Annotated in this window: 15 protein-coding genes and 2 pseudogenes; 7 read left to right on the top strand and 10 right to left on the bottom strand. The window is 60.1% G+C overall.

Annotated features, from left to right (window positions below; translation table 11 throughout):
- Positions 1-290 precede the first annotated feature (290 nt).
- Complete coding sequence (locus LB520_RS27095) at positions 291-587, top strand: hypothetical protein (RefSeq protein ID WP_224530507.1); 297 nt, start codon at positions 291-293, stop codon at positions 585-587.
- A 220-nt stretch (positions 588-807) separates the two neighbouring features.
- Here LB520_RS27095 and LB520_RS27090 read toward each other — a convergent pair whose 3' ends face one another.
- The 4 genes from LB520_RS27090 to LB520_RS27075 all read right to left on the bottom strand — a co-directional run bounded on the left by LB520_RS27090 (position 808) and on the right by LB520_RS27075 (position 5,593).
- Positions 808-1,425: a response regulator transcription factor gene (locus LB520_RS27090; protein ID WP_140503445.1), complete on the bottom strand. Its 618-nt coding sequence runs from the start codon at positions 1,423-1,425 to the stop codon at positions 808-810.
- A 92-nt stretch (positions 1,426-1,517) separates the two neighbouring features.
- Complete coding sequence (locus LB520_RS27085; protein WP_224530503.1) at positions 1,518-1,892, bottom strand: response regulator; 375 nt, start codon at positions 1,890-1,892, stop codon at positions 1,518-1,520.
- Positions 1,889-4,630, bottom strand: a complete 2,742-nt coding sequence (locus tag LB520_RS27080; protein WP_224639969.1) for a PAS domain-containing protein — start codon at positions 4,628-4,630, stop codon at positions 1,889-1,891. The genes LB520_RS27085 and LB520_RS27080 overlap by 4 nt, the downstream gene beginning before the upstream one ends.
- Before the next feature lie 306 nt (positions 4,631-4,936).
- Positions 4,937-5,593 (bottom strand): MEDS domain-containing protein, encoded by a 657-nt coding sequence (locus LB520_RS27075; protein WP_224639968.1) that lies wholly within the window; start codon positions 5,591-5,593, stop codon positions 4,937-4,939.
- Positions 5,594-5,839: 246 nt separating this feature from the next.
- On the opposite strand from LB520_RS27075, the gene LB520_RS27070 reads away from it, so the two are divergent.
- Positions 5,840-6,433, top strand: coding sequence for a redoxin domain-containing protein (locus LB520_RS27070; protein ID WP_224530539.1), 594 nt, complete (start codon positions 5,840-5,842; stop codon positions 6,431-6,433).
- 161 nt (positions 6,434-6,594) lie between these two features.
- Here the strand turns inward: LB520_RS27070 and LB520_RS27065 are convergent.
- A pseudogene (locus LB520_RS27065) lies at positions 6,595-6,868 on the bottom strand (hypothetical protein); the annotation flags it as partial.
- Positions 6,869-7,596: 728 nt separating this feature from the next.
- Between LB520_RS27065 and LB520_RS27060 the strand changes: the two are divergent.
- The 3 genes from LB520_RS27060 to LB520_RS27050 all read left to right on the top strand — a co-directional run bounded on the left by LB520_RS27060 (position 7,597) and on the right by LB520_RS27050 (position 11,308).
- A complete protein-coding gene (locus LB520_RS27060) occupies positions 7,597-10,401 on the top strand; it encodes a PAS domain-containing protein (RefSeq protein ID WP_224611194.1) in 2,805 nt (934 codons plus the stop codon).
- Entirely contained in the window at positions 10,398-10,772 is a 375-nt protein-coding gene (locus LB520_RS27055) for a response regulator (protein ID WP_224530479.1), read from the top strand. Before LB520_RS27060 ends, LB520_RS27055 begins: the two co-directional genes overlap by 4 nt.
- 215 nt (positions 10,773-10,987) lie before the next feature.
- Positions 10,988-11,308, top strand: coding sequence for a hypothetical protein (locus tag LB520_RS27050; RefSeq protein ID WP_224611230.1), 321 nt, complete (start codon positions 10,988-10,990; stop codon positions 11,306-11,308).
- Between the two features lie 2 nt (positions 11,309-11,310).
- On the opposite strand, the pseudogene LB520_RS29435 reads toward LB520_RS27050, so the two are convergent.
- The 5 genes and pseudogenes from LB520_RS29435 to LB520_RS27025 all read right to left on the bottom strand — a co-directional run.
- A pseudogene (locus LB520_RS29435) lies at positions 11,311-11,496 on the bottom strand (alpha/beta fold hydrolase); the annotation flags it as partial.
- Positions 11,497-11,624: 128 nt separating this feature from the next.
- Positions 11,625-12,623, bottom strand: a complete 999-nt coding sequence (locus LB520_RS27040; protein WP_411909056.1) for an alpha/beta fold hydrolase — start codon at positions 12,621-12,623, stop codon at positions 11,625-11,627.
- A gap of 180 nt (positions 12,624-12,803) precedes the next feature.
- Entirely contained in the window at positions 12,804-13,580 is a 777-nt protein-coding gene (locus LB520_RS27035) for an alpha/beta fold hydrolase (RefSeq protein ID WP_224530469.1), read from the bottom strand.
- A gap of 109 nt (positions 13,581-13,689) precedes the next feature.
- Positions 13,690-14,331, bottom strand: coding sequence for a VOC family protein (locus LB520_RS27030; RefSeq protein WP_224633772.1), 642 nt, complete (start codon positions 14,329-14,331; stop codon positions 13,690-13,692).
- A 162-nt stretch (positions 14,332-14,493) separates the two neighbouring features.
- Positions 14,494-15,768: an epoxide hydrolase family protein gene (locus LB520_RS27025; RefSeq protein ID WP_224611192.1), complete on the bottom strand. Its 1,275-nt coding sequence runs from the start codon at positions 15,766-15,768 to the stop codon at positions 14,494-14,496.
- A 1,298-nt stretch (positions 15,769-17,066) separates the two neighbouring features.
- Between LB520_RS27025 and LB520_RS27020 the strand changes: the two genes are divergently transcribed.
- A complete protein-coding gene (locus tag LB520_RS27020) occupies positions 17,067-17,903 on the top strand; it encodes an enoyl-CoA hydratase/isomerase family protein (protein WP_224611190.1) in 837 nt (278 codons plus the stop codon).
- Between the two features lie 33 nt (positions 17,904-17,936).
- On the top strand, positions 17,937-18,347 hold the full coding sequence (locus LB520_RS27015; protein WP_140502839.1) for a GlcG/HbpS family heme-binding protein: 411 nt from the start codon (positions 17,937-17,939) through the stop codon (positions 18,345-18,347).
- The last annotated feature ends 113 nt before the right edge of the window (positions 18,348-18,460 follow it).

Below are 18,460 nucleotides of genomic sequence, written 5' to 3'. Positions count from 1 at the left end.
TGGTATAGGCAACCGCCGGCGACGCCGATTACAGTCGAATCTCGGCAACTCCTGGCGAAGAGGCGCCTTGGACATTAGGGACTCCAAAAGGCCGGTACCCGCACCAATCTGGGCATTTGTCCGGCAGCCCATTCCAAAGTATCGGCGATACCATCGAACAATGGTGAACTCGCAGAAACGTTGATACTTCACACTCCATCTGGACTTGCTCCAGTGAATCCATGGTTGGGTAAACATTGTGGTTACCGATATTGCTGGTAACGCATATCAACAAAGGGAAGGAGTTTATCATGAATATCAGAGGTGTGTGCTTGGGAGCGGCGTTTTCTCTTTCGGCGTCCAGCGGGATTGCTGCTGCGGGGGCTCTTGACGTCATTGACCCAATCAACCAGCTGCAGCCCCTTCATACCGGTTCGATCAGGGAAACGGGACACACAAGTCCCGTCATGAGATCGCGGTTCAGGGCGGCGCTGGCCACTCTCCCGAACACGAAGCGCGAGGCGATGATGAGGGAATGCCAGGACGCTGGAATGACGAAGCCCTATGCGGAGTTCTGCGCCGACTTGAATGCGCTTGCCGGCTCGTGATCTTCCAAGCCAGGGCGCGATCCCTGTTCGAGCCGAACGATGGCGGGCCGAGTGCCCGCCATTTGTTTGCGTGGAGAGTTCCATCCAGTGACATTAGGGATGGGACTGTTTACCTCTGCGTCAGCTGGGTAAACGGGGGCAACTGATCCACGTGGCGTTTGAACACTTCCCCATGCGGTAATCGTCCCATGTGAAGCGTGATCTGGCGCAGACAGTTTGGCTATTGAGCACCGCTGAGCCGCGCAGCCATGTTCACCAGGTCCGCGAGCGAGCGAGCTCTCATCTTACGCATGGCCTGACCGCGGTGTGCTTTCACGGTTATTTCGCTGATGCCCAACTCAAACCCGACCTGCTTGTTCAACAGACCGGAGACGACCAGTGCCATGACCTCCTGTTCGCGACGGCTGAGCGACGCGTGCCGATCCCTGAGCTCGTGCAATTCCGAACCAAGAGCGAGTGAGGTCTTGCTCCATTCCAGCGCTGACTCAACCGCCGCCAGGAGCTCTTCGTCACTAAATGGTTTTGTTAGAAATTCCACCGCACCGGCCTTCATTGCCTTAACGCTCATTGGCACGTCGGCATAGCCTGTGACAAAGATGATCGGCATGTCGGTGCGACCGACAGACAAAAGCTTTTGCAGGTCAAGCCCGCTGAGATTGGGGAGATTGATGTCAAGAATCAAACAGTTTGGAACCAGCGCCGGGGGGCAGTTGAGAAATTGCTCCGCCGAGGCGAACGTCTCCGGCCGCCAGCCTGCGGAGCCGATCAGCGACTCAAGAGATTCACGTACCGAGATGTCGTCGTCAACGACGAACACGACAGGCGTTCCTTGTGACATGGATGCCGACTTTGCCCCAACGCCCAGTTCAGTCGCCAAATTCGGATGCATCGCAGAGTATCCTTCTCGCACATCGTTAACAACCACCGCGTTCAAGGTGCACGTAGTGCCGAGCTAAGCGCCGCCTGAAGGGCTCGGTCGCTGAAAGGCTTGAACAGACACTCAACCGCACCCTGCTCCATCAGACGCGGCCGGACCGTGCTATCCTTCCACGCTGTTATGTACACAATCGGAATTAGCTGTCCGCGACGCGCCAGCTCAAGTTGCAGTTCAGGCCCCGTCATTTCGGGCATCGCTACGTCAAGAATCAGGCACCTGGTCTCATCAACGCTATCCGATATGAGAAACTCATTTGCTGAAGAGAACGTCTTCACGCTGAAACCGAATTCCTTGAGCAAATCTGGCAAAGATTCGCGCACGGACCGGTCATCGTCGACCACAGAAATTAGTACATGCGCAGTCTTCATCTAACCCCCACTGATTTTTTATCATTATGGGCCACATCCATATCTTGCATCAGCAGGGCCGCGGAAAACTCGGGCACGGAAAAAGAAAACGTAACCCCTGGCCCATCATTTGCGGCTGCCCACAGGCGCCCACAGTGACTGTCGATAATGGATCGACTGATGGACAATCCTATTCCCATGCCGTCACTCTTGGTGGTGTAGAAAGCTTCGAAGAGACGGTGGGAGCCGTCTGGACCGAATCCAGTGCCCGTGTCCTGTACCGACAGCCGCACATGACCGTTCGCCTCCGGCTCGGTCCTGATCATGACCTGCCTGGGACGATCTTCGATCTCGCTCATGGCGTCGGCCGCGTTGCGCAACAAGTTCATGATCACCTGCTGGAGTTGGACTCGATCCCCCGCGACATGCGGTAGCCCTTCGGCCAGTTGGGATTGCAGAACCACGCGACTGTCACGAATGTCTCCTGACGACAGTGCCAGCACCTCGCGCACGGCCTCATTCAGATCCACAGCCTCTATTATCGGAGCCCTCTTGCTAAAAAGCGCGCGCAGCCGAGCGATTACATCCGCCGCCAGGTTGCCGTCGCGTATCGTACGACGCGCCGTCTCGAGCGCGCCGTCGATATTCGGCGGATTGGCGGCCAGCATGCGCAGGCACGTGCTAGCGTTGGTGACAATGCCGGATAGCGGCTGATTGACTTCGTGCGCGATTGACGCCGTCAAGGTTCCAAGGCTTGAAACCTTCGATACGTGTGCAAGTTCAGTCCGGGCCTTCCCAAGCGCTTCCTCTGCGCGTCTGTGCTCTGTCACGTCTTGAACCGCGGCGAGGCACTCCAGCCGATCGTCCTGGCGACGCACGACGCGGCCGAAGGTGCGCAGGAATTTGACGCTGTCGTCCGGCATTCGTATTCGGATCTCGTAGCCCAGATTACCCTCACCGGCGCGAACCCGTGCCATTTGCGTTGATAGGGATGGAATGTCGTCCGGATGGATTCGATCGAGAATTTGGTTCATCGTCACTGGATGCGCAGGGTCAAACTCGAAAATGCGATAGAGCTCCTCGGAAAACGCGATTTCATCCGTATCCACACGCCATGAAAACGCTCCGGTCGAACTCAGACGCTGAGCTTCGGAAAGCAATGTTTCGGTTCGCCTGAGTGCGGCCTCGGTGAGCGAGCGCTCGATGGCAATGCTGGCTATCTGCGTGGCATGCGCAATTAGATCCTGCTGGTGTGGTGATGGCGACGAGGGCTTTCGCTGAATGATGCAGAAGGTGGCCAGCACCCGCCCTTCCTTGGAACAGACCGGCGTGCTCCAGACCGATCTATATCCGTGTCGCAGCACATGGGACCTGACTGGCGAGTTATACCAGCGAGGATCCCGCTCAATGTCCTCTGTAACGACCTGTACTTTTTCAACGGCCGCTATGCCGCATGGCAGCAAATCACCGCTTAGAGGCGTACCCGCGATTGGATCGCTGTAGGCTGAAGGCAGGGAAGGAGCCACGGCGTAGGCAATTGTCAGGCTATCCTGATCGAACATGTGAACATCACAGAAACAGTCAGGGGCAGCCTCTTCGACGAACGTGCACAAGGCGTTTAGAACATCACGCAGTGAACTGCCCGACGCGATCATCTCCAACAGTCGCTTTTCACCCGCCAGAAAGGCTTCTGCCTGTTTGCGACCATCAATATCGTGGCTTACGCCATACCAGCGCACCACTTTACCGGCGTCGTCCCGGATCGGTATGCGACGCGCCATGTGCCAGCGATACGCACCATCGGCCGCCTGCACTCGGTACTCTAGTTCAAACGGTTCTCCGGTCGCGATACATTCGTGCCATTTGTTCTCTTCGAATTCGACGTCCTCTGGATGGATTCTATTTCTCCAACCACCATTTGCGATGTCTTCGGAAGAAAGCCCGGTGAAATCGCGTCCTCGCTTGTTGCTGGAAATTTGTGAGCCATCGGCGCCGAAAGCTCCAACCAGCGCCGGGATACCGTCGACCATCCTTTGAAGCTCGCGCTCAGCATCGATGACTTTCTCCTCGGCGCGCTTGCGTTCGTCGATGTCGGTATTGGCACCGTACCATTTGATAATGTTGCCGTATTGGTCTCTCGACGGATTGGCGCGGATCAGAAACCAGCGATAGGTTCCGTCGGATCGACGCACTCGTGCTTCGGCTTCGCCTGGTACACCCGCGATCATCAACGCCTTCCATTTGGCGGTCAGTTCATCCAGGTCATCGGGATGGATTATGGCGGTCCATCCCCAGCCATGCGACTGCTCGGCAGACAGACCGGCGTAGTCAAGGTAATGCTGGCTGAAAAACTCGACATGGCCATCGGGACGGGTCGACCAAGCGAAGGCCGGAATGGTATCGACAATCAGCTGGAGATCGTGCCGGCTCGTCGCAAGAGCTTCCTTGCTTTCTCGCAGGGCTTCTTCTGTCCGCCGCCGTTCTTCAATTTCCCGCATCAGAGTTCTATTCGCGGCGACGAGCTCGCTCGTTCGCTCAGTAACCCGCTGGTCGAGCTCTTTGGCAAGGCGGTTCTGATCTCTTGCCTTGCGTGCCCCCTGGAGCGCCACGCTCGCCTGGTTGGCAGCAACACTCAAAAGTAGTTGATCGGACTGGCTGGGAAAATCGGACCTGGCTGAACCCACAACCAGGACTCCAGCTTCCCCCTCGATCCCCAGTCGCGCCACCGCCAGAAAAACGCCACCCGCTTCGACATCCATTCTGGCGCTAGACAGCCAATTCGATTCCGTATCTCCAAGCAGATGGTCGAGCGCTTGCCTATCTCGCTTACCCCCAATGCAAAGGCCTGGCCGACCCGAACGATTTCATTCGGGCGTTCTCCATCGAACAGCCGTGCATAAACGAAATCAACGGGCAACATCGCGCTTAGCACGTCAAGCAATGTGCTTGCGATGTGCTTGGGATCTCCGCCTACCCAGATCGCAGGGAGAGCTAGCAGGCTCACCAAGTCGTTCATCAAGCGCTTGAGCCGTTGATCCCAGGGGGTCTCGAGCGGCGGTTCCACGCTAAAGCTCCGTCTCGCTGCGCGGCATCTGTCCGGCTCTTCGTTGGCGAAGCTCGCGGAGGAACTCCTCCGGGGGTACGAAGAATGGATTCTGCTGCAGTATGCCGCCTATGACGATCATGGGATGTGTCCGCATGATATCGACGACCGTGTCGCCACCGAACTTCGCCAGATCGTACACACAGATGACCGCGTCCTCGTGACGGGACCACACCCCATTCACCCGCGCTTCGAACTCTACCAGATCGTCGATGTGCGATCTGACCTCGCAAGCCCAGTCCATGTGGCAGACAATGCGACTAAGTGGAAAATCGCCTCTGACATTGCCGCTGGCCAGCTGTTCGAATACCTCCAACATCCGATCCTGATCGAAACGACCATCCCGAAGGTAGGCTTCGGTATTGGTGCGAAATTCAAGCTGGCCGCTTTGTTCCGCCGCCGTCGTATCGACGCCCGCAGCTGCCAGGCGATGCAAATGCTTGCAGCGCTCGCCCGGATTGACGACGTGGATGACTTTGTCACCGCGCTCGAAGCCATCCCTCAGGAAGGGAAGCAAGACCCGAGACGCCTCGTCGTCGCCGTTAAAGAATGCGCAGGCGTGCCGCATTTCGCCAAGTTCGGATCCCGCGAAGGGAATGGCTGGCGTCTTCTTATGCATGTTTGCCTCACGGGACGCAGCTCCGCCCCGTCCCACCATGCACGCGGCCAATACCAAGGTCCATTATGCGTTGGTGTCGGTTTGATGAGGGACATCGGGTTGCGACGGTGTCTCCAGCCGTAGCGGTCGGAACCCGCACCGGGGTACTCATTGTTCCATGGTGTCGCCGATACCTTGGAATAATGGATTTTGATTGTTCTTCCGCTCTTGTTGGCCCTGGGTCTCACGTTAGTGAAGGTTTTCGAAATGCGCTCAGACATTGTTCCAGGGTCCAATTTCCCGGATTACGAGTTGCCGGATCACACGGCCGTACGGCGAAAGCTTTCCGATCTGCAGGGAGAAGACCCAATGGTGGTGGTTCTCGGCAGAGGCGGGTTTTGTCCTCGGGACCGTCGGCAGACCGAAGGGCTCGTACGGCTCTATGGTGAAATGGAAGTCGGATATTGCAGGCTCGTGACCATCACGACGGACAATCTTCTGGAAACGAACGAGTATCGATTGGGGGCTGGCGCCCATTGGCCTTTTCTTTCCGACCCGCGGCGCATCATCCAAAAGGACCTTGATATCGCGGAGTACACGGACCCCCTGCACAATCCTATGATTCCTCACGTGGTCGTCTTGGAGCCTGGCCTGGTCGTCTACAAGATCTACAATGGCTACTGGTTCTTCGGTCGACCCACATTGGAAGAGCTCCGCCAGGACATGCGCGCGGTGACTATGAAATCTCGGATGGATTGGGATATTTCGAAACCCGAACTCAGGTCGGCGTGGCAAATGGGCAAAAGGGAGCTTTTCTATCCCTACCAGAAGCCAAGTTCGAAGATTGCGGCAGAGCATTGAATTGCGTTGAAGGCGAGGCAGCGCGCTTTGGCATGGGCTCGGTCGGCCGACGGTCCTCCGGCCTTCGCCGGGCAGCGGCTGGTACATGCGGGACGAAGCCGCCACCCTATGGAGGTCGCGGCCACCCGCCTCGCGGTAGGAGATCGGAAATCCAACTACCGCTATGATGCGGTGGCTGATTGGCGGGCCCGGATCACGTTGCGCTCACGTCGGTGATGGCCCCGAGCAAAGGCCTCCCGCGCTTCCTGAGGCAGGTTGTGACCGATGCCGCCACTGATCAGCCGGTGCTCATATTTGCCCCGAGAACATCCGCGCGTAGGCGCTGGCTTCCGGATGCAGCGCACCGTTGGCGTAGTCTTCGAGCGTGATTGTCGACGCGGCGATCACAGGCGCCTGCGCGAGCCGCTGCTCCAGCGCGTCGCATCGCGTTTCGCCGTTCGAAATGACCTGTTGCCAATTGGGTGCAGGCCCGATTGTCGCTCTTCTGCGATCTCAGGGCTGCGTCGGGGTCGGCATTTGCCGAATGCGAAGGTCTGACCCATAGCTGACTTTCGCCTGGACCAGAGCAGCGACTTTTGCGCCGCTCTCCAGTCGCCAATCTTGGCTCACATTCGGGAAAGCGGCCGTTTAGCTGTGTCGGTGGACGATTACGTCCAGAATATTGTGGCCGCTGGCCGCAGAGGGCTCGCCATAAACGCATGTCTTAATTTCCAACGTCATTTTTGGCAAAGCCGATATAGGCATACGGCCCATTCCAGCGCGAAGTGTCGCGTCCAATTAGCAGGCAACGGTCACGCGCGCGCTGGTTTCGAGTGCCATTACACAGAGCTGTGCGCTCGCCACGGCGAGGCCAGTTCAGGCGGGTAGACATGGAACAGAATGACCCTTCCGCGGTTTGCCGGCAGCGTTACAGTGATGGTCGCCGTCCGGTCTCTCTCGCACGTCGGCGAATAGTCGCTTTACGGAGCTGGTCAAGCGCTCTGACGATTTCAGCCTGTTCCTCGGGATCGAACACCCGTAGCACATCAACCATTCAGTCTCACTGGACGGCCCAAGGGAATGGCCGTAGCGTGTTGAAATCCCGGAAACTTCGGCAAACCGATACCAAGGTATAATGCGCGCGAAAGATCGAGTGGCGCATTCTGGGATCGAGGAGATTTTCGATGCTGACAGCAGACGGGCCGTTTGCGCCGACCGACCCGCGCATTGCCGAGGAGATCGAACGACGCGTCGCAGAGCGGACGGCCGAGCTCTCCGCCATCAGTGAGGATTTGCGGCGCCAGCTTTCCGTGCGGCACCGTGACAACGAAAATCCGCACCTCCGGGAAATCTTGCTGAAATCCTTCATCGACGGCATTGGGGCACCGGTCACGCTATGCGCGCCAACCGGCGAAATGGTGGCGGTCAACCGGTTCGGCCAGGAATACCACCGCAAATCCGTCGAAGAGATCATGGACTGGACCTCGGGCGAAATGATATTCGCCGCTGATTTGCCGCGCGTGAAAGCGGCATGGCAGCGATCGATCGAGAGCGGCGAGCCCTATGATGTCGAGGTCCGTGCCCGCCGGGCCCACGAACCCTATCGCTGGATGCGTCTCCATGGATTTCCGGTTCGCGATTCCGATGGCAGCATCCTGCGGTGGTGCGTGCTGCATCTGGATATTCATGACAGCAAGTCGGCCGAAGAAGCTCTCGCGGCCAGCGAGCGCAATCTCAAACTGACCATCAACACGATGCCGGCGATGGCCTGGACCGCCGATACGAGCGGGAATGTCGAGTTCTTCAACGACAATTTCCTGGATTATGTCGGCCTGCCGCTCGACCGCATGCTCGACGACAGCTGGAAGCAGGCCGTACACCCCGACGATGTCGATGATCTGCTTGAGACTTGGAAAGTCGTCATGGCCGCCGGCCGGACCGGCGAGACCGAGGCGCGACTGCGGCGCTTCGACGGCACCTATCGCTGGTTCCTGATGCGGGTCAGCCCCCTGCGCGATGAATCCGGAAAGGTCGTGCGGTGGTACGGCATCAACACCGACGTCGATGCTTGGCGGCAGACCGAACGGCAGCGGCAGCAGGCGGAGGATTCGCTGCGCGCCAGCGAATTGATGCTGCGATCGATGCTGGACAGCATCGCTGCGCCGATCGGCTTCTTCAATTCCGACGGCGAACTGGAGGCGGTCAATCATCTGGTCGGCGATTATTTCGGCAAGAGCTTCGAGGAGGTCTCCCAGTGGGAGAACATCGTGCATCCGGATGATCTGGTCGCCTCGCAGGCCGCCTGGCAGCGGGCGATTGAGACCGGCGCGGCCTATGAGCACGAGGCCCGCATCCGCCGCGCGGACGGCGAGTATCGTTGGAATGACCATCGCGGCTATCCGATGCGGGACGCCGAAGGCCGCATCGTGCGCTGGTGCGTACTGCAGATCGACATTCACGACCGGAAGCAGGCCGAGGCCCGTCTGGCCGCAAGCGAACGGAATCTCGATCAGATCATCAGCGGGATTCCCGGTTTGGCATGGACCGCTCTTCCCGATGGCCATGCAGACTTCTTGAATCAGCATTATCTCGACTATGTCGGACTTTCACTTGAACAGGCGCGGGGCGTCGGCTGGATGCTGGCCCTTCACCCGGACGATCTGGAGCATTTGATCGCCGATTGGCGCGCCATGATGTCGGAGCGTCGTGGCGGAGAGTCCGAGGCGCGAATCCGCCGATATGATGGGGAATATCGGTGCTTCCTGTTTCGCGCCAGCCCGGTGCTGGATGATGCAGGCAACGTCGTACGCTGGTTCGGTGTTAATACAGACATCGAAGACCTGAAGCGCGCCGAAGCGGCCATGCGGGCGAGCGAGCTCAATCTGCGACAATTGACAGAAACCATTCCCCAGATGCTCTGGAGTGCTACGGCGGATGGCTCGATAGACTACTGCAACAAGCGGCTGCTGGAGTTCACCGGCTTCACCCCCGAAGAAGCGATGGGTACCGGCTGGGCGAAGATGCTGCACCCGGACGACGTCGAGCCAACGGTGAGGGCTTGGCTGCACTGCATCGCAACCGGTGATCCCTATCGGGTCGAGGTGCGGACGCTGCGGGCGTCGGATCAGACCTATCGATGGCTGTTGACCAGTGCGCTGCCGCTGCGCGACGCAGACGGCCGCGTCCTCAAATGGCATGGTGCCTGCGCGGACATGCACGACTGGAAACAGGCCCAAGACGAGCTTCGTGATGCCCAGGCCGAGCTCGCGCATATGACGCGGGTAATGACCATGGGCCATCTCACCGCTTCGATCGCCCATGAACTCAATCAGCCGTTGGCCGGCATCATCACCAATGCCAGCACGTGCTTGCGCATGCTGGCAGCCGATCCACCCAACGTGACAGGTGCGCGAGAGACCGCACGACGAACCATACGAGACGGCAACCGGGCTGCGGATGTGATCGCCAGGCTGCGGTCGCTCTTCAGCAAGAAGGACCCGGTCATCGAAGCAGTGGATGTGAACACGGCCACGCAAGAGGTTATAGCGCTGACGTTGACTGAGTTGAAGAAGGCCAACGTGAGCTTGCGCGTGCAACTGGCCGAGGCGCTCCCATCTGTGGAGGGAGACCGTGTCCAGCTTCAGCAGGTGATCATGAACCTGATCTTGAATGCCATGCAGGCCATGGACGGTATCGCCGACCGGTCCAAGGAGCTGGTCGTGGCGACGGAGCGCGACGGTTGCGACGCCGTGCGCGTCGTCGTCCAGGATGCAGGCGTGGGTTTCGAGGCCGCAATCGCCGAGAAGCTCTTCCATCCGTTCTATACGACCAAGAGGCACGGCATGGGAATCGGTCTCTCAGTCAGCCGATCGATTGTCGAGAACCACCAGGGCCGGCTCTGGGCCGAGCGGAATGACGGTCCTGGCGCTACGTTTATTGTCTCAATCCCGTCCGGGGACGCTGGCGACGGTCCGGAGGTGAACGCATGACGCAACGCCGGAGGTTCATCGCAGTGATCGATGACGACGAGTCGGTACGCGAGTCGGTTCCGGACCTGCTGCGCGAGTTCGGCTACGAGGCGGGCGGATTTTCGTCGGCTGAAGAGTTTCTAGCATCCGATAAGCTCAGGCAGGCTGAGTGTCTGGTGCTCGATATCGCGATGCCGGGAATGTCCGGGCTTGATCTCCAGCGCGAACTGAGCCGGCGGCAGCTGCAGATTCCGATCGTTTTCATCACAGCGCATGGCGATGGGTCGGTACGGCTCCGACTTCATGAGCGCGGCGCTGTCGATTGTCTGCTGAAACCGTTCAGCGATACCGCCCTGATGGAGGCGCTGCAGGGCGTGCTTCGATCGAAGTGATTCGCCTGTCTTGTGTCTGCAAGGAAAGGGAGGCTTAAAATGCATGGGCGCGTGGAGATCAACGTGCCGGGTGCAACGGCGGTGGACGGCCATGCCGGATGCTACTCCGACAGTCTATATGGTGGATGATGACATCTCCGTCCGCGAGGCACTGGAGGAGCTAAGCGGGTTGGCGGCCGACCGCGTTCAACCCTCATGTCGGCGGTTCTCACCGCTTGGCTGATAATTTTTTAGGTTATCGGGCCCGTCTGAACATCTGCCTGGCCGGGTCGGCTGAGAATCGCGAATTCATCGGTCCACAGATTAGGGTCATAGCGCTCGACGTCCGGATCGCTGCCGAGGTGGCGGCGGCGCGTCGCCCCCAACGACAGGAGCTTCTTGCGCAGCGTCTCTTCATGAGTTGCGCGGTCTGCCCAGAAAGCGAGGCGGGGAGCTCAGGCAGCGCCGAGGCCCGTGTCCTGGGCATGCTGCACGATCCGCGATTGCAGGCGGTCGGGATGAGCCGTCGCCATGCGGAAGCCACCGGACCGCCGTAATCCTGCATGAACAGGCTGTAACGGGAGAGTCCCAGAACCTCGGTGAAGCGGGTAATGACCTCAGCTAGGTGGTCGAAAGTGTAGCCAAACGCGTTCGGGGCAGGCGCAGCGCTATGGCCGAACCCGGGATAGTCCGGCTCGACCAAATGATAACGGTCCGAGAGTCGCGCAAGCAGCGGCTGATACATGCGCGGCGACGACGGCAATCCGTGGAGGAGCAGGATCACCGGCGCATCGCGGTCTCCTGCTTCGCAGTGGAAGATCGGAAGACCATCGACCGAAAATCGTGCGGTAAATGATCGGATGCGCCATCGGATCACATCCCGCTTACGTCGATGATGGCCTGTGTGAAGGCTTGCGGCGCTTCCTGGGGAAGGTTGTGGCCGATGCCGCCCGCGATCAACCGATGCTCGTACTTGCCGGAGAACATCTTCGCATAAGCGCTGGCTTCCGGATGCGGCGCACCATTGGCGTCGCCTTCGAGCGTGATTGTCGGTACGGAGATAACGGGCGCCTCAGCGAGCCGCTGTTCCAGCGCGTCGTATCGCGCCTCGCCTTCCGCCAGCTCGAGCCGCCAGCGGTAATTGTGCATCACGATATCGACATGATCCGGATTGTCGAAGGACGCGGCACTGCGCTCGAAGGTGGCGTCGTCAAAGTTCCATTGCGGCGAGGCAAGCTGCCAGATCAGCCTTGCGAAATCACGCGTGTATTTCTCGTAGCCCGCCCGGCCACGGTCGGTGGCGAAGTAGTACTGGTACCACCATTGAAGCTCAGCCTTGGGCGGCAGCGGCGACTTGCCGGCCTGCTGGTTGCCGATCAGGTAGCCGCTGACCGAGACCATCGACTTGCAGCGCTCCGGCCACAGCGCGGCAATGATGTTTGCCGTGCGGGCACCCCAGTCGCAGCCGCCTATCGTGGCCTTCCCGATGCCAAGCGCATCCATCAGGGCGATGACGTCGGATGCGATTGCCGCCTGCTGGCCATTGCGCGGCGTTTCGCCTGATTGGAACCGCGTCGTGCCATAGCCACGCAGGTGAGGTACGATCACGCGATATTCCTTGGACGCCAGCAATGGAGCGACGTCGACGTAAGTATGGATATCGTAGGGCCAGCCGTGCAGCAGGATGACAGGCGCGCCGTCGGCTGGTCCCAGTTCGACATAGCCGACATTCAGGACGCCGGCGTCGATCTGCTTCGGTGCGCCAACCAAGTTGGGTGTTGTCTGCATCGCTGACGCGGTCGTCTTGTCGGCTCCGCCGGGTGCGGCCTTCGCGGCCGTGGTCACACCGAGTTCGGCGATCGCGAGGGTCATTGCCGCCGCGCCGATTATGTGGCGACGGCGCTCATCGATCCTGTCGGAAACACTGTTCATGGTGATGCCTCTCCTGTGGCAGGACTAATCTCGATTTTCTTGGCATGCGTGATCAAGATGCGAGCCGCTGGTCGCCATCAATGTCGCATGTCGCGCCGGCGCGCCCCATCACGACGGCTTTCATCGTGATGTCTCCTTAGCGGCCTTCTCGATCAGCCGCGCCACGGCTTCAGGGTGCGACACCATCACCAAATGCGAGGCGCCCTTGATGACCACGGTATCCCGTGAGTGGGCCCGAGCAGCCATGAATGCGGAGGCTTCCGCCGGTATGTTCTTGTCGCCGGCCCCGTAGATGAACCAGGTTGGAAACTCTTTCCACGCCGCTTCAGTTTGGATTTCGTTCAGCGCCGCTTCTTCAATGGGCCTCTGCGCCGCGGCCATCAACTTGGCTTCGGCCTCGGGGACGTCGGCGGCGAACTGCTCGTGGAACCTGTCCTGCCGGATGTAGAGATCCTTGCCTCCGCTGGACAGGCTGACTGGTGGCGAGAGGGCCGGACCGAGCGTGCTGCCGGGATATTGGGCGGCGAGTTGCGCGGCTGTCTCGCCTGCATCCGGCGCGAAGGCGGCGACATAGACCAGCGCCTTGACGTTGGCGTGGCCTTCGGCCGCCTCGCTGATGACCGAGCCGCCGTACGAATGCCCAACGAGAACGACAGGCGATTTGATGGAGCCAAGGATGTCGGCGACGTAGCCGGCGTCGTTTTTGACCCCACGTAGCGGATTGGCGACAGCTACGACGCGATAGCCATCCTTCTCGAGGATTTTGACGACGCCGTTCCAACTCGACGAATCCGCGAACGCACCGTGAACCAGAACGATGGTGGGTTTGTCGGCCTGCGCATATGCATTGCCGAACGAGGCGCTGCCGATCGCCAAGGCTGCGAGCAGTGTTTTCATCTGAATGTCCCTTCATGCTTGAGGTATCGCGCGAACCGCGCGGAGACGTAGCCGTGCCTCCTCGGTGTGGACAAGCCCTGGTGTCCAACCCATGGCCCCAGGGCTTGGCCTATTGCGGCAAGGGCTTCCCGGTCTGCTCCGCCGCCATGTAGGCGGCGTACCAGTCCGGCCAATTCTCATCACGCTGGCCGCCGCTCCGCTGCTCGTGCTCGCCGTGGGCGACCGACGCGCGCCGCATCGCGGCAGCCAGATCCGCTTCAGAGGCGAAGCTTGTCGAATTGCCGTCGATCCGGCCAGGAAGCCGGGCAATGATTTCCTGCAGCACCCAGCCGTTGCCGTCAGGATCGCTGAATGTAGCATACGAGACGTAGCTGCGCCCTTCAGGATCGCGACCGCTGATCGCGGGCTGGCCTGGTCCGGCGCGATGGAACACCTCGCTGACCTCGGCGCCGTGAGCAATGAGGTCGGCACGCGCCGCCTCGATGCCAGAGACGACGAGAAAGAGGCCCTGCGCCGAGCCCGGAGCGGCCGAGGTGATGCCCTTGCCGAAGTGGATCGAGCCTGTTGAGCCGGGCGGAGTGAACTGAACGACCCGGAACACGTCGCCGACCACGAAGTCGGCATCAAGCCTCCAGCCTAAGCCGCCGTAGAAGTTCTTGGCACGATCGACATCGGAGACAGGGACAGCGATCACTTCGAGCTTCATATCGAGGGATCGCGCGCTCGCTGTGCGGTCTGCTGTTTCCAGCATTGTCTCGACCTGCCGCGCTTCAACCGTGGATGACATCGTCGTTCTCCTTCTCTTGGTTTTGTCGCAAGGAGTATGTTGCCGCCCTACGCCGCCTCGGCGGACCGACCTGCGGTCCGGCCCGCCGTTTTGAAATGTGGACGACCTGATGGCTGCCCTTCGGCTTCAGATGGACTGGCGCAGCGGGCGGAAGGCGTCTCTGAGCTCTGCGCTAAACACCGTCGGCTGTTCCCAGGCCGCGAAGTGCCCGCCCTTGGCGAGCCGGTTGTAGTGGATCAGCTTCGGATAGGCTTTTTCAGCCCAGCTTTGCGGCGCCTGATAGATCTCGTCCGGGAAGGCGCTCACGGCAACTGGGATCTTGATGCCGCGCGGATCGAAGAAACCCCCCGTCGGGAAATGTGCATTGTCCCAATAGAGGCGGCCCGACGAGATCGCCGTATTGGTCAACCAGTACAGAGTGACGTTGTCGACGATGTCATCCTTCGTCAGCCCTTCGGCGCTCCCATCAAAGACGCGCGTGATGAGCCTGTAACTGCGAATGTCGTGGTCAAGCATCCAGGCGGCCAGCCCGACAGGCGAATCCACGATGCCGTACAGCGTCTGCGGACGGTTGTTCATCTCGATCGCATATCCCAGCCCGTTTTTGTTGAAGTCGTCGAGCTGGCCGTAAGCGCGCTTCTCGTCCGGCGAAAGGTCGGAGGGCGCAGCAGCCCCTGCCGCCAGTGCCTTGGAGATATCGGCGGGCACCGTTGCGGCCATGTTGGTGTGGATGCCCAGCAATCCCGGTGGCTCCTGCAGAGCCATCTCCTCAGAGACGGCGTTCCCCCAATCGCCGCCCTGCGCCACGTATTTCATGTAACCGAGGCGCTGCATCAGCGTTGCCCATGCCTTGGCGATGCGGACTGGGGTCCATCCCGGCGCGATCGGCTTGCCCGAAAAGCCGTAACCTGGAAGCGAGGGGATCACGACGTGAAACGCATCGCCTTCGGTTCCGCCATGCGCGGTCGGATTGGTAAGCGGCTCGATGATCTTCAGCTGTTCTATGACCGAGCCAGGCCAGCCATGCGTCACGACAATCGGCAGCGCGTTCTCGTGCCTGGAACGCACGTGAATGAAGTGGATGTCCAGCCCGTCGATGTCCGTGATGAACTGCGGAAGCGCGTTGAGCCGGGCTTCCACCTTGCGCCAGTCGTAGTCCTTCGCCCAGTGCTGCGCGAGTTTCTGAATCGTCGCCAGTTGCACGCCCTGCGTATCGTCCGTAACGGTCTCCTTGTCCGGCCAGCGGGTCGCCGTCACCCGCCGGCGCAGATCGTCGAGCTCGCTGTCTCGGAAGTTGACAGTGAAGGGACGGATCAACCTTTCCGCCGCTTGGGATATTCCGGGAAGCATGTTGGCAGCCCCGGCGGCGGCTGCGGCGGCAAGTAGTTCGCGTCGTGTCATAAGGTCCTCCTGTCCAAATTGGTTTTTTCGAATGCTCCTAAGAGATCAACTGTCGGTTAAGGCGAATCCATCACACGATGGTATCGGCGATACTTTTGTACTGCTGGACTGCGGGGCGTCTGCTGTCCTTCGTAAGGACAACACCAGCAGCGAGGCCAGGATGCGAGTTCGCTGGCCAACTGATCCGTGCCGCGTATGACCCGGGTCGGGGTTGCGTCCCTACCAGGCCGCTAAACCGGCGCGGCTGCCAGGCAAGCAGCGAACCGATTCCACGCGATGTCTTGCGGTCGGATGGCTAAGAGCAGCTCCTCGCCAGGGTGATATGAACAACGGCTCACCCAGGCATCGTGGAAATGGCAATCCTCGCTCTTCTGGTCGGAGCTCTGTGTCCCGACGCGCGCCAAGCATTTCTGACCTATGCATCAGGTGAAGTCTGCGTTCAGCTGCGACGGCAAATCCTTGGATCGCTCGATCGAGAAATGCAGGCCGGCGAACGATCCGGACTCAGTGAACCACCATTCCACCGATCCGCCGAGTTCCGCTGCCAGGGTTCGGACCCGCCACCGCTCAGGACGCTCCTGGGAGTGCGACGCCGTCGAGCGGCTGTCTCTTACCAGGCACCGCACACTGCCGCCCCATCCACTCAAAGTAACCGCGATAGCTCCTCGCCGGCCCTTTAGATTGTGTCGCGCTGCGCTGCGTACCAGCTCAGATACGATCAGTCCTACCTGCCGGCAACAGGCAGCGTGCAGCCGTATCTCGTCCGTCTTGACGCTGGGCCGAACCCCCAGGTCCTCCGCCAGCGCAGCACATATACTTCCGACGTGAATACCAAGGTCCATGCTTTCGTCGCTAGCCGGGACCATTGGGTCTCGGCTGGCCGCAGCTTTCGCGCGTATCCGATCCCCCGCCACTGTCAGCGCAAGGGCGGCAAACGCGTGCCCGCGCAACGCCGTCGCTCGCAACTGACGATGTGTGGTGCGCGTACTGGTCATGACAAAAGGCATGACTTGATCCTCCGCGAGATCTGCGCCACCACGAAATGCCGCGCGACGCAACGCAAAGTCAGAACAGAAGTTGTCCTGCTGATCTATTGCTCCAAGGTGTCGCCGATACCTAAGGCGAATACGCTTTGGCCGGAACATCTCGGGCATCTTCACGGCGGGTTTGGCGAGATAATTTCCCAGGTACTACATCGCCGACACGAAAGTATCGACGATACTTAGGTCCAATCGAAGTTCATGAACTTGAACGGTAACTGACTGACGTCCCCAGTTTGTGTTCCAAAGGAGGCCTCAATGGACGCCAAGACAGTCGCATCACAGATCCAATTGGTACGAAAAAGTTCCGCCTATTGGCGCGTCACCTTCAACAACGCTCCGCTCAACGTCATGGGACCGGAGATGGTACGGCAATTCCAGGCGACGATCGGCGCCATCGAGGCCGATGAGAGCGTTAGGGTCGTGGTCTTCGACAGCGCGGTGGAAGACTTTTTCCTGAACCATTCAGACTTCATGGCCCCTCTTGAAGAGATGACGTCGATGCCACCCGGACCGACGGGCCTGCCGCCGTGGCCGGATTTCCTCGTGCGCCTTACGCGTGCCCCTGTGGTTTCGATCGCGCTGATCCGTGGGCGCGCGACTGGCAACGGCAGCGAGCTGCTGCTTTCCTGCGACATGAGCTTCGCCAGCAAGGAGAAGACGATCATCTCGCAGTGGGAAGTCGGCGTGGGCATGGTGGCCGGCGGCGGGCCGATGGCTCGGCTGCCTAACCTTATCGGGCGGAATCGCGCCATGGAGGTGCTGCTGAGCTCGGAGGACATTTCCGCCGACAAGGCGGAAGCCTACGGCTACATAAACCGGGCGCTTCCCGACGCTGAACTCGACGCCTACATTGAAGCGCTCGCCACCCGCATCTCCGGCTTCGACAAGTGGGCCATCGGCCAGACCAAGCGGCTGGTGAATACCAGCTTGCCGCCGGATGTCGAACTCGGCGCCGGATGGGAGGCCTGTATCGCCTCGCTCGGGCGGTCCGCCGCGCAGAATGGCATCAAAGCCCTGACTGCCAAAGGCTTCCAAACGCCCGGCGATGTTGAAAATCGGCTGGGGTTCTACCTCGGCGAACTGGCTCGCTAGGCAATCACCAAACGTTCAGAAAGGATGACTCTCATGGATTTGCTCATGACAGCCAAGAAGCTGGCCGAGCGCGTAGAGGCTGAAGCAATCAAAGCCAAGATTCCGGTAGCCGTCTGCATTGTCGACGTCCATGGCAATCTCGTGCTCCAGCATCGCATGAACGGCGCCCCGCTGTTCTCACTCGAGATATCGGAGCGGAAGGCCTACACCTCGGCCTTGGTGCGGATGCGCACCATTGATCTGCTGACATTGGTGCAGCCTGGTCAATCGCTCTACGTGCTCCCTTCGGTTGGTGGCGGCCGCTTCTGCCCCATGGGTGGCGGCGTCCCGTTGACCGAGAAGGGCGAGGTGTACGCTGGTATCGGCGTCAGCGGCGGAACGGCCGAGGAAGACGTAGCTATCGTTGAAGCTGCTCTGCAGGAGCGCGCCCAGGTGGCTGCTTGATCGAAGAAGGATGAGTCTTGCTCGCCGGCCGCCCGGCGGGCAGACGCGACCCTGTGTGGCTTTTTGGCGGCTAGGCCGTGAAGTTCATAATCATTCGCTGTTCTACGCCCTGC

The organism is Mesorhizobium sp. CA12, assembly GCF_020165255.1.
Taxonomy (GTDB): Bacteria; Pseudomonadota; Alphaproteobacteria; order Rhizobiales; family Rhizobiaceae; genus Mesorhizobium.
This window is presented reverse-complemented; position numbering and strand designations above follow the sequence as displayed.